Source organism: Haloferax namakaokahaiae, assembly GCF_042663225.1.
Lineage (GTDB): Archaea > Halobacteriota > Halobacteria > Halobacteriales > Haloferacaceae > Haloferax > Haloferax namakaokahaiae.
Window position 1 is genome coordinate 1,546,802 of the sequence record NZ_JBHTAA010000005.1, and the last position, 13,550, is coordinate 1,560,351.

General features: G+C 63.4%; 16 protein-coding genes. 7 read left to right on the forward strand and 9 right to left on the reverse strand.

Translation table 11 applies throughout. The features are described 5' to 3' along the window. The first annotated feature begins 68 nt into the window (after positions 1-68). Positions 69-494, forward strand: a complete 426-nt coding sequence (sufU, locus tag ACFQJC_RS15815) for a Fe-S cluster assembly sulfur transfer protein SufU (RefSeq protein WP_390225156.1) — start codon at positions 69-71, stop codon at positions 492-494. 1 nt (position 495) lies between these two features. On the opposite strand, the gene ACFQJC_RS15820 is transcribed toward sufU, so the two are convergent. The 5 genes from ACFQJC_RS15820 to htpX form a co-directional block, all read right to left on the reverse strand. Further along, positions 496-912 (reverse strand): helical membrane plugin domain-containing protein, encoded by a 417-nt coding sequence (locus tag ACFQJC_RS15820; protein ID WP_390225158.1) that lies wholly within the window; start codon positions 910-912, stop codon positions 496-498. A gap of 10 nt (positions 913-922) precedes the next feature. Further along, complete coding sequence (locus ACFQJC_RS15825; protein WP_390225160.1) at positions 923-2,068, reverse strand: NAD(P)/FAD-dependent oxidoreductase; 1,146 nt, start codon at positions 2,066-2,068, stop codon at positions 923-925. 196 nt (positions 2,069-2,264) lie between these two features. Continuing rightward, on the reverse strand, positions 2,265-3,296 hold the full coding sequence (gene radA, locus ACFQJC_RS15830; protein WP_390225162.1) for a DNA repair and recombination protein RadA: 1,032 nt from the start codon (positions 3,294-3,296) through the stop codon (positions 2,265-2,267). 173 nt (positions 3,297-3,469) lie between these two features. Then, the gene (gene pspAB, locus ACFQJC_RS15835; RefSeq protein ID WP_390225164.1) at positions 3,470-4,075 is read right to left on the reverse strand and encodes a PspA-associated protein PspAB; all 606 of its coding nucleotides are present in this window, start codon (positions 4,073-4,075) and stop codon (positions 3,470-3,472) included. A gap of 74 nt (positions 4,076-4,149) precedes the next feature. Continuing rightward, positions 4,150-5,031, reverse strand: coding sequence for a zinc metalloprotease HtpX (gene htpX / locus ACFQJC_RS15840; RefSeq protein ID WP_390225166.1), 882 nt, complete (start codon positions 5,029-5,031; stop codon positions 4,150-4,152). Positions 5,032-5,130: 99 nt separating this feature from the next. Between htpX and ACFQJC_RS15845 the strand changes: the two genes are divergently transcribed. Genes ACFQJC_RS15845 through ACFQJC_RS15855 form a run of 3 tightly spaced genes read left to right on the forward strand, consistent with a single transcriptional unit; the run spans position 5,131 to position 7,865 of the window. Beyond that, on the forward strand, positions 5,131-6,021 hold the full coding sequence (locus ACFQJC_RS15845) for an NAD-dependent epimerase/dehydratase family protein (protein ID WP_390225168.1): 891 nt from the start codon (positions 5,131-5,133) through the stop codon (positions 6,019-6,021). Positions 6,022-6,070: 49 nt separating this feature from the next. Then, a complete protein-coding gene (locus ACFQJC_RS15850; RefSeq protein ID WP_390225169.1) occupies positions 6,071-6,703 on the forward strand; it encodes a phosphoribosyltransferase in 633 nt (210 codons plus the stop codon). 37 nt (positions 6,704-6,740) lie between these two features. Then, positions 6,741-7,865, forward strand: a complete 1,125-nt coding sequence (locus ACFQJC_RS15855) for a 60S ribosomal export protein NMD3 (RefSeq protein ID WP_390225171.1) — start codon at positions 6,741-6,743, stop codon at positions 7,863-7,865. Positions 7,866-7,868: 3 nt separating this feature from the next. Here ACFQJC_RS15855 and ACFQJC_RS15860 read toward each other — a convergent pair whose 3' ends face one another. From ACFQJC_RS15860 to ACFQJC_RS15870, 3 genes are all read right to left on the reverse strand, one after another. Then, positions 7,869-8,063, reverse strand: a complete 195-nt coding sequence (locus tag ACFQJC_RS15860; RefSeq protein ID WP_390225173.1) for a DUF7317 family protein — start codon at positions 8,061-8,063, stop codon at positions 7,869-7,871. Positions 8,064-8,483: 420 nt separating this feature from the next. After that, positions 8,484-10,358: a helicase C-terminal domain-containing protein gene (locus tag ACFQJC_RS15865; protein ID WP_390225175.1), complete on the reverse strand. Its 1,875-nt coding sequence runs from the start codon at positions 10,356-10,358 to the stop codon at positions 8,484-8,486. A 43-nt stretch (positions 10,359-10,401) separates the two neighbouring features. After that, positions 10,402-10,605, reverse strand: coding sequence for a DUF7561 family protein (locus ACFQJC_RS15870; RefSeq protein WP_390225177.1), 204 nt, complete (start codon positions 10,603-10,605; stop codon positions 10,402-10,404). A 75-nt stretch (positions 10,606-10,680) separates the two neighbouring features. Here ACFQJC_RS15870 and ACFQJC_RS15875 point away from each other — a divergent pair, with 75 nt between their 5' ends. From ACFQJC_RS15875 to ACFQJC_RS15885, 3 genes are read left to right on the forward strand one after another with little or no spacing between them, the layout of a single operon-like run. After that, positions 10,681-11,544, forward strand: coding sequence for a YkgJ family cysteine cluster protein (locus tag ACFQJC_RS15875; RefSeq protein WP_390225179.1), 864 nt, complete (start codon positions 10,681-10,683; stop codon positions 11,542-11,544). A gap of 59 nt (positions 11,545-11,603) precedes the next feature. Beyond that, entirely contained in the window at positions 11,604-12,527 is a 924-nt protein-coding gene (locus ACFQJC_RS15880) for an NAD(P)H-binding protein (RefSeq protein ID WP_390225181.1), read from the forward strand. A gap of 39 nt (positions 12,528-12,566) precedes the next feature. Continuing rightward, positions 12,567-13,262 carry a DUF7530 family protein gene (locus ACFQJC_RS15885; protein ID WP_390225183.1) on the forward strand — a complete coding sequence of 232 codons (696 nt, stop codon included), beginning with the start codon at positions 12,567-12,569 and terminating at the stop codon, positions 13,260-13,262. 7 nt (positions 13,263-13,269) lie between these two features. Here the strand turns inward: ACFQJC_RS15885 and ACFQJC_RS15890 are convergent, their stop codons facing one another. After that, positions 13,270-13,446, reverse strand: a complete 177-nt coding sequence (locus ACFQJC_RS15890) for a DUF5786 family protein (protein WP_390225185.1) — start codon at positions 13,444-13,446, stop codon at positions 13,270-13,272. Between the last annotated feature and the right edge of the window lie 104 nt (positions 13,447-13,550).

The following is a 13,550-nucleotide window of genomic DNA, read 5'->3' on the forward strand; positions in this document are numbered from 1 at the left end:
GCGAAACCGGCCGCCTCGTGCCCCCGGAATTCTTTTACGGCGCTCGGGCGTAGCGAGGGCGAAGACCAATGGGCATCGGCTCAGACATGTATCGTCAGCAGATTTTGGACCACTACAAGAATCCCCGAAACCACGGCCGGCTGTCCGAGGCGACGTTCAGCCACACCGGGGAGAACCCCTCCTGCGGCGATACGATTACGATGGACGTGCAGCTCGCCGACGACGGCGAAACGATAGAGCGCGTCGCCTTCTCCGGCGACGGGTGTGCGATTAGCCAGGCCTCCGCGAGCATGCTCACCCAGCGACTGCCGGGGACGACGCTCTCGGAGTTGGAGGCGATGGACACCGACGACATCACCGAGATGCTCGGCGTCGATATCTCGCCCATGCGCATCAAGTGCGCCGTCCTCGCGCGGCAGGTCGCCCAAGACGGCGCGAAGATTTTCGAGGGCGAAATCGATATCGAGAAGACGAAAACCGAAGACGACGCGTAGTTTACTGGGTCTTTTCTTCTCGCTGTGCGCCGAGTGCCGCGGCGAGCGCGACGAGGTAGCCTAAGCCAGCTTTGACCTCCGGGTCACGCGCCGCTCGAACCAGTCCGACCGGGCCGAGCGGTTTCGAATCGGCGACCTCGGCGTCGCCGACGGCGGCGAGCAGGCGCTTGATTCCGGCGACCGTTTCGGGATTCGCGGCGTCGTCCGCAACCTCGCCGAGTGCCGTCCCGGTCTTGGCCAACGAGTGGACCATCTCGTCGTCCACCGCGCCCATCCCGAGTTCGATTACGTCGATGAGTTCGTTCAGGAGACCGAGTCGCTCGACGAAGAGCGCGACCTCTTCGGGGTTGTTCTCGATGGCCGCCACGAGTTCGTCGGGGGCCTGCGGTTCGGTTCGTGGAGTGTCTTGATTTTGCATCGTGGTCACCTCAGAGCATGCCGGTGGCGGTCAGCCAGTACGATTCGTTGTACGCCTGTTTCGCCCAGTGGATGGGTTTCGACGGCCGGCGCATCGTCGGCGCGTGGTCGTAGTCGAACGAGACGAACGTCGCGTGGTCCAGTCCCGTCTCTACAAAGCACACCGTCTTTCCGTCGTACAGTTTCGTGGGTGTCTGTCCCCGAACCTCGGCGGCGATGCGGTCGGCGACGGTGAACGCCTGGAAGTGCGCCGCACTGCCGGCTTTCGGAATCGAAAGCGCCGCGGTGTCGCCGAGAGCGTACACGTCGGGGACGGCGGTTGCCGCCAGTGTTCGGGGGTTTACCTCGACCCAGCCCTCGTCGCCGAGTCCCGACTCGATAATCATCTCGTCGCCGCGGTGCGGCGGAATACCGACGAAGAGGTCGTAGTCGAGTTCGTCGCCCGACCGCGTCGTGATGACCTGCGTGTCGGAGTCAACCATTTCGACGACGAACTCCGTCTCGACGCGGATGTCGCGGGCCTCGAATATCGGGTCGGCCCACGCGGCGATTTCGGGTTTCTTGTGGCTCCGCGGCATCGGGTAGGTGTAGACGAGTTCCGTCTGTTCTCGCAGACCGTGGTTTCTGAGCCAATCGTCCACGATGAACGTGAATTCGAGCGGTGCGGCCGGGCACATGTGCGGCATGCCGACGACGCTCATCACGAGTCGGCCGCCGTCGAAGTCCGCGAGCGCGTCGCGGAGTTTTTCGGCCCCCTTCGCGCTGTAGAAGTGGTGTGCACCGTCTTTCAACCCGGGAACGGCGTCGGGGTCGAGTTTCGAACCCGTGGCGAGCACGAGTTTGTCGTACGGAATCTCTTCGTCTCCGGCTTGGCAGACGAGGCGTTTGCGCTCGGTATCGACGCGTCGAACGCGGTTCGTGACGAACGTCACGCGATTGTCCAAGAGTTCTCCCATGTCTCGAACGCCGTCTTCGACGGCCGCGAGACCGAACGGGACGTAGAGGAACACGGGCTTGTAGACGTGTTTCGTGTCGTCCGAGACGAGGATAATCTCCACGTCTCCCGCGTCGATTTCGGAGACGAGTCCCGATGCGAGATGGTTCGAAACGACCGTTCCACCGGTCCCACCCCCGACGACGACGATTCGTTGTGTCATCTGAGTCACCTGTATAGAGTGACGAGAGCAGAGGAGATAGTCTTGTGAGCCAGTTCCAAGAGTTCGAGAATGAAGTAGTGAGTTCGAGGTTTTGGTCGGGTTTAGAAGTCGAGTCGTTCACAGAAGTCACACTATCGTCTAGAGTTGTCACTCCGTAGGATGGAGAAGAAAGAAAGGGGAAACGGAGCGTGTGTGGTTATTCGGGCTTCAGGCCGCCGTCTTGGACGCGCATTACCGCCTCGCCGTCGGCGAGGTTCGGTGCGTCCACGAGGCGGACGATACGCTTGTCGCCCTTCGACTTGCGGAGGTAGATACGGAACGTCGAGGTGTGACCGAGGATGTTACCACCGATAGGCTGGGTCGGGTCGCCGAAGTAGGAGTCGGGGTTCGAAGCGACTTGGTTGGTCACGAGGATTGCGGTGTTGAACAGGTCGCCGATGCGCATCAGGTCGTGCAGGTGCTTGTTGAGCTTCTGCTGGCGTTCGGCGAGTTGGCCACGGCCGACGTACTCGGCGCGGAAGTGCGCGGTGAGCGAGTCCACACAGACCAGTCGAATCGGCCAGTCGGTGTCCTCGTGCTCGCCGGCGAGTTCCTTGGCCTTCTCGGCGAGGAGAATCTGGTGGTTGGAGTTGAACGCCTTGGCGACGTGAATCTTGTCGAGGACGTCCGCGACGAGTTCGTCCATGGCGTCTTCGTCACTGGGAGAGCCTTCGATTTCGCGGTCGTCCATCGTCGCTTGGAGCACGTCGTCTTCGAGGCCGCGAACCATGTCGTCGATACGTTCGGGACGGAAGGTGTCCTCGGAGTCCACGAAGATACACCCGCCTTCGAGGCCGCCGAACTCGGAGGGGAGTTGGATGTTGACCGCGAGTTGGTGGGTAATCTGGGACTTACCGGCACCGAACTCACCGTAGACTTCGGTGATGGACTGGGTTTCCAGCCCGCCGCCGAGGAGTTCGTCTACCTCGTCGATTTGCCAGCTGAGCTTGCCGATTTGCTGGCGTCGTTCGAGGACCATCGAACCGGTCTCGAAGCCGCCCACGTCGGCGGCCTTCCGCGCGGCGTTGATGATATCCGAAGCCGTGGACGACCCGATGTCGGCCTTGTTCGACAGTTCGCCGGGACTGGCGACTGCGATGGACTGATAACTGTCGTAGCCGTTCTCGATGAGTTTGTCGGCGGTCGCCGGGCCGACGCCGGGGAGATTTTCGAGTTCGTCTTCTGCCATACCCACTTGTCATTCCCATACCCACATAAACCCTCGTTAACAGCGGAGTGAAAGTGAAAATGCCGGACGAGGTCGGGTCGGTTCGAGGTGTCTGACGAACGTTCAAATCACATGCCCGAACAGAGAGCAGAGAGTAGTCGAAAAGCAGCTATCTCAGCCGAGTCGAAAGTCGGCTATTCCCACGGGTGGCCGCTCGCCGTCGAGGGCCACAGCGGGTACCAGTACTCCTCGTCCTGTTCGATACCCAACTCCCCGTCCAAGACCGATTCGAGTTTGAACTCCAGTCGCTGGTTTCGCTCGCTCGTCCCGCGCGGGGAGAAGGGGTAGTACGCGCCGCGTCGGAACGAGTAGACCCAGTACACGCGGTCGCCGCCTTTCTCGAACCCGAAGAGGGCGGCGAGCAGGCGCGACCCGTAGCCGCGTTCGATGAACTCGTCGGCCGCGAAGTGGATACTCGTCACGAGGTCCTCGGGGTCGTCGTCGGTGAGGACCACCCAGTTGTAGCCGTAGTCGTCGCTGTGGCGGGAGAACTCGGTCCCGGTCTCTTCGCTTCCCGCGTGGAGGATGGTCTCGACGGCCTCGACCGTGTCCTCGAAGTCGGTGCTGTCCACGGAGGAGAAACAGAGGGCCGCCTCATCGACCGAGTCGAATCCGAGGTCGGCCTGCATCGTGAGATACGCCGTGCTCATGCCGAACAGGTCGTCGGGGTCGGCCCGGCGGGTCGCATCAGTTTCCGCGCTGATACCGAGCGCGGACCGAAGTGAATCGAAGAGTCCCATGGGACCTGCTAGGTGGGGGGATACCTTAGCGTGGTGGGACGAAAAAGGGCGGTCGGACGAAAATCAGGTCCCGCTCAGACCGTCTCCATCTCGCGCTCCATGTCGCGGAGGCGCTCGACGCGGTTCTCGGTCGATGGGTGGGTGCTGAAGAGTCGGCCGATGAAGTCCGACTTGATGGGGATGATGAAGAACGCGTTCATCTCCGAAGTCTCGCGCATGTCGCGCTTGGGGACGCTCTCCATCCGACCCGAAATCTTGAGGAGAGCGGAGGCGAGCGCCGAGGGTTGACCCGTAATCACGGCCGCACCGCGGTCTGCGGCGTACTCGCGGTAGCGCGAGAGCGCACGAATCAGCAGGTACGAGATTATCCAGACGACCAGTGACGCGATGATTGCGACGATGACCGGCATGTTCTGGCGGTTGTCGTCGCCGCCGAAGAGCCACCCCCAGCGGACGATGAGGAACGCGATGCTGGAGAGGAACGACGCGATGGTCATCACCATCACGTCGCGGTTCTTCACGTGCGCGAGTTCGTGCGCGATGACGCCTTCCAACTCGTCGTCGTCCAATGTGCGCATCAGGCCGGTGGTGACACACACGGCGGAGTTCTTCTGCGAGCGCCCCGTCGCAAAGGCGTTCGGCACCGAGGTGTCGGCGATGGCGACTTTGGGCTTCGGGAGGTCGGCCTGCTGGGCGAGACGGCCGACCATCCCGTGGAGTTTGCGGGCCTGCGGGCCGTCGTCTTCGTCCACGACTTTCGCGCCCATGCTGTAGAGGGCGATGCGGTCGCTGAAGAAGAACTGGGCGAAGAGGAAGACGCCCATGAAGGCGACCATGATTGCGAGGCTTTGGAAATAGGCGAACAGCACCGCTGCGAAGACGATGTAGAGGGCGAACAAGAGGAACATCGTGAGCGCCATGCGCCCCCGAAGTCCCCAGTCCGGTTTCCATTCCATACCCCCGAATAAGTAATCTGGCTAATAAACGCTGTTGGAATGCGGAATAGTGGCACGGTTTCCCCGAAGGTTAGTAGCCCCGACGCCGACCACGGCAGTATGGAAACCGTCATCGTCACCGGCGCGCTGGGTCGCTCCGGTCGCTGGATTACCGACCGACTGGCCGAGGAGTACGAGGTCGTCGCCGTGGACCTCACACAACCCGGATTCGAAGTGGACGCGCGCGAGAACGTCGATTTCCGCGCATGCGACCTGACCGAGATGGGCGAAGTCGCCGACCTCTTTTCTCAACTAAATCCCGACGCAGTCGTCCACTGGGCCGCCATCCCATCGCCGACGCGCCACGCCGGCAGTCGCGTCTTCGAGACGAACGTCCAATCGACCTACAACGTGCTGGTCTCGGCCGCCCGCGCCGACGCACGAATCGTCTGGGCCTCCTCCGAGAGCGCCTACGGATTCGCCTTCGCCGAGGAGACGCCGCTTCCCGACTTCCTCCCGATAACCGAGGACCACCCGTTCCGCCCCGAAGACCCCTACGGAACCGCCAAAGTCGCGGGCGAAGAGGTCTCGAAGATGGTCGCCCGGAAGTACGGCGTCTCGACCTGCGCGATTCGCCCGTCGTGGATTCAGTACCCCGGTGACTACCCCTGCCGCGACGTCGCCAAATCCGGCGACCTCTCCGGTGGCGCGGGGAACTGCTGGTCCTACGTGGACGTGCGCGACGTGGCCGACCTCGTCGTCGCGGCGCTGGCGAACCCCGTCACGGGCCACGAAGCACTCCACGCTGCGGCCGCCGAGAACTACCTCGACCGGCCGACCGCCGAGGCCGTCGAGGAGTTCTTCGGTGAGGTGCCCGAACAGTGCGCGCTCGACGGCGACCAGTCGGCGCTCTCGACGGCGAAAGCGCAGGCCCTCGTCGGATGGACGCCGTCGCACTCGTGGCGCGAAGCGGCCGACGAGGACGTTTCGGAACCCGTTCTCTGGAAGTAAGACCCGAGGTAGCGGTTCAGTTTTTGGGCTGGCCCCCCAATCTAGTTCTATGTTTGCCGACAGAATCGATGCGGGTCGCCGACTGGGGGAGGTACTGGTGGAGCGAGGCGAGACGGCAGACGTTATCCTCGCAATTCCGCGCGGTGGACTACCTGTCGGCCGCGAAGTCGCCGACGCGCTCGACACGCCCTTAGACGTCGTCGTCGCGTCGAAAGTGGGCGCACCGAACAATCCAGAACTCGCCATCGGCGCGGTTGCAGGCGACGGAAGCGTCTGGTGGAACGACGACCTGTTGACGTACTTTCCGGTCGAAGAGGACTATCTCGAACGCGAGCGCCAACGCGAGGCCGAAGCGGCCAGAGAGAAGGTCGCCATGTACCGCGGCGGCGACCCCCTTCCGGACCTCGACGGAAAGCGCGTCGTCATCGTGGACGACGGCATCGCAACGGGCGCGACGGTTCGCGCGTGTCTCCGGCAGGTAAACGCCGCCGGGGCCGACCACGTCGTGCTCGCGGTCCCGGTCGCCCCCGAGCACTCGGTCGCCGAACTCGAAGACGAGTGCGACGAGGTCGTCGCCGTCGAGACGCCGGTCGTCTTCGGGGCGGTCGGTGCGTTCTACCAGAACTTCGCCCAGGTCTCGGACGACGACGCGGTGGGCTATCTCGGCGGCGCGGGTGCGTGACGCGGAATTTAAGCGCCCGAACACGCTAGAGCGGGCAATGAGTGAATCCCGCGATTTTTGTCCTCGATGCGGTGACCCGATTCCGGAGCGACCGGAACCGCTCCCCGGGATGCCACGCGAGCGCGACGACGTGCTCTGTGACGCCTGTTACTTCGAAGATTTCGACCTCGTGGACGCCCCCGACAAGATTCGAGTGCGCGTCTGCGCCCAGTGCGGTGCCGTCCACCGCGGGAACCGGTGGGTCGATGTCGGCGCACAGGACTACACGGACGTCGCCATCGACGAGGTCTCGCAGTCGCTCGGCGTCCACATCAACGCCGAAGAGATTCAGTGGGGCGTCGAACCCGAGCAGATCGACCAGAACAACATCCGCATGCACTGCCACTTCTCGGGCGTCGTTCGCGGCACGCCGCTCGAAGAGACGGTCGTCGTGCCGGTGAGCATCGCCCGCGAGACGTGTCAGCGCTGTGGTCGCATCGCCGGCGGTTACTTCGCCAGCATCATCCAAGTCCGCGCGGACACCCGCGTGCCGACCAAAGAAGAGGCCGAGCGAGCCATCGAAATCGCCGAGTCATACATCGCCGAACGCGAGCAGAAGGGCGACCGAAACGCGTTCATCACCGAGGTTGACCGCGCACCCGACGGCCCGAACATGAAGATTTCGAGCAACCAGATGGCCAGCGGCATCGCCAAACGCATCCGCGAGGAACTCGGCGGGACCATCGACGAACACCCGACGCTGGTCACCGAAGACGGCGACGGCAACGAAGTCTACCGCGTCACGTTCGTCACGCGCCTCCCACGCTTCGTCGAAGGCGACATCATCGACCCCGAAGACGGCGACGGCCCGGTGCTCGTCAGAAGCAATCGCGGGCGACTCCACGGGACGCGCCTCGCCAGTGGTAAAGAGTACGTCGCCGAGTTCGAGGAAGGAGAGAATCCCGACGCCGAACCGCTCGGGTCGGTCGAAGATGCTGAGGAGACGACCGTGGTCACCGTCGAAGACGACCACGCGGTGCAGGTGCTAGACCCAGTGACGTTCGAGGCGAAGACGATTCCCCGACCGGACTACTTCGACCCCGACGCGCAGACGGTGTCGGTACTCAAGAGTCCAGTTGGGTTGCACATCCTTCCGGATGCGGTCGTCGAAGACGACGAGTAAAACTTAGTCGGCGCTCGCCGGGGAATCGACGGCGGTGGCGCGCACCGTTTGTTCGGATTCTCGCACGGGGATACCGTGGCGTTCGAGCGCGACGGTGAGTTCCTTCTCAGAGTAGCCAGAACGGGTTGCCGCCTGCGAGAGTGTGAGGGTCCCGCTGCGGTACAGTGTCATCGCCGTTGCGAGTGCGGTAGAGTGCATGGCCGATACACCATCATTCAGAGGCCAAGGTGTTAACTATTACGTGAGAAAGCGTGTCAAACACAGAGTTAGCCACGCCATAGCTTTACAATCAATGACTGTTTTCCGGCACAACATTGTCAAACAACCACCAGCATTAACAATCATGTTAATTATGGCACGAAGTTCCGGCTCGGAGTGGACGGAGCGGCGATTTTTGCCACGACGGTGCTACGCTGTCGCACGGTTTTGACGTCGGCGACGCGCATCTGTCGGAACTCCACGTGTCGGCGAGTATCAGCACAGAGAACTGGTCCCAAACCGTTAATTTCCTGCTCGCGCGAGTGACGGAGTATGAACGCCCAACAAATCCTCGCGCTGACGCTCGTCGCGCTGATGCTCGGGTCGAGTCTGTTCTACGCGGTTAGCTTCGCGTTATAGTTACTCGCCCCAGACGTCGGACAGCGGGTGGCTTCGTTTGCCATCGTCAGAATCGTCCCCCGAGCGACTGCGCCCGCCGCGACTGCCGCCGCGACGACGTTCCGAACCTCCTGAAGCGGAACTGCCCGCCGACTCACCAGAGCGCGACGTGTTCTGTTGTGACCGACCGCTGCTCGTCGAACTCTTAGACCAGTCGGACTGGGCGGACGAGGCGTTCCCCCCGCGACCACCCGCCGCGACCGGGTCGAACTCCGGCAGCGTCGGTTTCGACATCCTCTCGACCTGCTCGGCGAACCAGTCGGGCATGTCGTGGCGCGTCTTGTCGAACAGTTGGAGCAGACTCGAATCGGCGATGTAGGTGTCGCCGTAGTCGTCCGGCGCGCGCACGACTCGTCCGCAGGCCTGCATCACCGTGCTGAGCGCGGCGCGTCTGTACCACGACCACTGGCCGTCTTCGAGGCGTCGGGCCACGCGCGAGTCGTTGGTGTTGAGATACGGCGCTTTACACAGCACTTGCCAGCGACACAGGTCGCCTTTCAGGTCCAGCGCCTCTTCCATCTTGACCGAGAGGAACACCTCGGGGTCGTCGGTGGCCTTCCACGTCTCCAACTCGGTGTCTCGGTTCTCTCTGTCGTGGCCGCGGATGCGATTGCCCAGACCCAACTCGGCGAGTCGGCGGCGGAGTTCCGCCTGAATCGCATAGGAATGACAGTGAATCAGGCCCTTCTCCTCCCGGTGTTTCGCCATCAGCCGAACGACGAGTTTGGCGATTTTCGGGAGCGTTTCGTCCCGATTCTCGTAGGTCATCTTCCCCTGTGTCACGTCGTACAGCGGCCGGTTTTCGACGGGGAAAGTGTGGCCCACGTCCACGAGCGCGACGTTGTTCGGGTCGAGACCGACCGACCGACAGAACGCGTCCTTGTTCAGAATCGTCGCCGAGAGGAGCGCGAACCGGTTGCCGCGGTCCCACACGGTGTGGCGGAGGTACCGCGCCGGGTCGAGCGGTTTGATGGAGATAGGCGACCCCGCGCCGTCGTGCTGGTCTACGACCCACGTCGTCGGACTCTGCGGGTCGCGGTAGTCCTCGACGAACCACTGGAGTTCGCCCTTGAGTTCTTGGAGTCGGTCGCGGCGCGCGGCCTCCTCTGGAGTTAATTCGGGCTTTGCGAGTAAATCGTCTTTCGCGCGCGAACACACCCCCGCGAGCGTCTCGGCGAATCGAACGACGCGTTCGAGCGGGTCGTCCGCCTCCGAGAGGTCCGGCACGCCGATGTCGTCCCACACGGGAACGGTTCGGGGTTGGAGGTCGATGGTCGCGTACATCTCGGCCCACTCCGACAGCCCGTGGGCCTCGTCGATGACGACCACGTCGCGCTTTCTGAACACGTCCGACCCCGCGGTCTGCATGAAATACGCGAGCGTCATCGCCGCAATCTGTCGATTCGAGGCGATAGCGCGGTCAGAGAAGTAGGGACAGCGGTGCCGGACCGTGCAGTCGAACCCGCGTTCTCGGACGCAGGGCGCGCGGTCTACGGGCGTCGTCTCTTCTCCGCGGAGGATACAGTTGTAGTTCGACTTGCCGCGGATAATCTTCAAATCGGAGAGCAGGTCGTCTTCGGCGACGTCGTCGAGTTGCGACACCTGCGGGGTGGTGTAGTAGGCGTCTGTCGCGTCGGCGGGACTGGCTTCTTCGACGGTGCGGGACGCGCCCGCAATCGAACGGGCGAGAAGAGACTTGCCGCTCCCGGTCGGCGCACGAACCAGTACCACGTCGTTTCCGGAGTCGAAGGCGTCGCGGATGTCTCGGAGGGCTTGCTCCTGATTGCCGCGAAAACTGGGGGCTGGAAACGACTCGATGATACGCGACGGGTCCACGGTAGGTGGTGTTGGTGTGCGGGCCTAAATCCACCGCTCCAACTCAGAGCGCCGCCACGTCTTCGGCGGTCGGTTCGTGGTCGCCCGGCAGGCGCTCCATGCACTCGAAACAGAGGAAGTGCTCGGAGCCATCGACGAGTTCGAGCGTCATGCCGCCCGACGACGAGGTGGGAAAGTTCCAGAGGTCGCCGATGCCGCCCGCGATGCGCACGCCCTTTCCGCAGGCGTCGCACGGTTCTGAAGTCATGACAGGAGAGAGGCGCTTGGTGTTCAAAAGCCCCGCGCAGCACAGTTATGTTGATTGGGCGAGAAGTTGTGTGGCATGCACGTCGATTGCGAAGGCTGCGCCGGCTGCTGTATCGACTGGCGTCCCGTCTCTCCGGTTCCGTTGGACCACGAGCGCCGCGGGCCGCGAGCGCCCCTCGACGACACCTACAACCTCGTTCCGCTCACCCGCGACGAGATTCGAAACTTCGTGAACGCGGGCTACGGCGACGTGCTCACCCCCAGACTGTGGCACGCGAGCGAGGGCGGCGTCGAAATCGACGGCGTCGGAGTCGCGGCCATCGACGGCAAGCCCGCCTTCTTCGTCGGCTTTCGAAAACCACCCAAACCAGTCGCGCCCTTCGGTCTCGACCCGACGTGGCTCCGCGCCTGTGCGTTCTTGGACCCCGAGACGCTCCAGTGCCGCATCCACGACAGCGACCTCTACCCCGACGAGTGTCGAGAGTATCCGGGCCACAACCTCGCGCTCGAACAGGATACCGAATGTTCCCGCGTCGAACGCGTCCACGGGGGCGAGCGACTCCTCGATTCGACGCCGCCCTCGGACCTTCGCGGCTTGCTCTTGGGACCGCACGCGCTCGGGGCGAAACTGTTCGTCCACCCCGAACCGGAGCGCCTCGACGGCGTCATCGAGCGTCTCCGGACCCGGACGCTCACGCCCGAAGACCGCGCGGAGTTCGTCGGTATCGCCGTCGGCTCGCATCCCGGTTCGACCGAAGTGGACCAACGGCGCTGGAACGACGCCCGCGAACGCGCGCTCTCGGCCGAATCGTGGGCCGGCGAGGCTATCGAGGCGTGGGAGGCGGCCGCCACGTCGCTCGGCGAACCAGCAATCGGGGCACCGCTCTCGGAGACAGTCGAAGTCGCCCGCGGTGCACCCGAGACGCCCGGGTGGAACTGAGTGGATAGAAAGCGGACGACGAGACGAGTTTAACACCACACGGTCCGTTACCATATAGCATGAGAGTACTCGTGACGGGAGCGACGGGATTCGTCGGCGAACACCTCGTGCCGGCGCTCAGTGCGGCGGGACACGACGTGGTCGCATTCGTCCGCGACAGAACGCAGTACGTCGCCCCCGAGGGCGTCGAAGTCGTCGAGGGTGACCTCCTCGATTCGGCGACGCTCGAACACGCCATGGACGGCGTCGAGGCGGCGTACTACCTCGTCCACTCGATGCGCTCCGGTGGTGACTTCGAGGCGCGCGACCGACTCGCGGCGCGAAACTTCGTCGCGGCGGCCGACGCGGCGGGCGTCGAGCGCGTCGTCTACCTCGGCGGACTCGGCGAAGAGCGCGACCGGTTGTCTGCTCACCTTCGCTCGCGGCGAGAGGTCGAACACCTGCTTCGAAACGGGTCGTTCTCGCTGACGACGCTTCGGGCGGCCATCGTCATCGGCGACGGCAGCGTGAGTTTCGAGATGATTCGGCAACTCGCAAAGCGCCTGCCCGTCATGGTGACCCCGCAGTGGGTCGAAACCGAGTGCCAACCGATCGCCATCGACGACGTGGTCGCCTACCTCGTCGGCGTCCTCGACTACCCGGAGACGGCGGGCGGGACGTACGAAATCGGCGGCCCGGACGTGCTGACCTACCGCGAGATTCTCCAGCGCGTCGGCGCGCTCACCAAACAGTCACCCATGATCGTTCCCGTGCCCGTGCTGTCGCCGAAACTCTCGTCGTACTGGATCGGTCTCGTCACCGACGTGGAGACGAGCGTCGCCCGGCCGCTCATCGAGGGACTGAAGAATCCGGTCGTCGTCCGCGACAACCGCATCCGCGACATCGTTCCCGTCGAACTGACCTCGTTCGACGAGGCGGTGACCACGGCACTCGGCGTCGAACCGGTCGAGCCGATTACCATCGAAACCCGTACCGGTGTCTGACGTGGTGAGACCGAATAGAGGTTCAGCGAGGAGTAGGCGGTGACCGAGACGCCAGAATACGGTGAGACGTGGGTCTACGAGAGCATCGTCGGCGCACTCCCCGGCATCGACATCGGCGAGGGCGGCGCAATCGCCATCCAGATTGCGATTTTCGAGGCGGCGGTGCTCGTCTTGGCGTGGGTGTACGACCTCTGGGCGGCGGCTATCGCCGGGACGATAGCGATTCTCGTCGCGGCCGCTGGGAGCGTCGCCATGCTCCGGATGGGCGGGTGGATTCGCGCGACGACGGTCCCCGGTCCGTATCGACGCCTGCTCTTCGGGTCGAGCATCGAAGTCGTGCTCGCGGTGCTCGCGTTTATCGCGCTCGTGACGCACCTCTTCGTCTTCGACCCGCAGGAGAGTTCGACACCGCTGTTGACGACGCTGTTCGGGACCGACCCCCCCGTCGTCGTCGTCTACCTGATGCTCCTCGTGCTGTGGGACCTCTGTTATCGGATTGGAACGTCGTGGTGGGTCGCCGTCGTCGGGTTGTGGGGGACGACCACCTATCGGTTCAGCGGCATCACCGCGCGGACGATTCGACGGGTGAGCCTCCTGAACGTCGGGTTCGCCGGCGCTCAGTTGGCACTCGCGCCGTTCTTGTTCGACGAACCGGTGTTGCTCGTCGCCGTCGGCGGCCACGTCGTTGCCGTGACACTCGTCTCGGCAGTGACAGTCGTATTGACGCGAGAATAACAGTCGTTCAGCTGTCGGACTTCATCTGCTTGAACTGCTCTAATAGCGCGTCTGCTGAGTCACCAGAGTCGAACTGAACTTTGCCACGGTAGGTCTTCCGGGTGTCGTCTGTCCCCGGTTCGACCTGACTGGTCATCCGTTCGCGGCGTTCGTGTTCGGCTTCATCGTAGGCACCCATTGACATGATACACCATACCGTGTGTAAGTGTCCCACATATAGTTATCGGAGTAATTCAAAATAGTGATGATTAGACCGGGATGGCAAGAAAGGATAAAAGCATCCCCCGG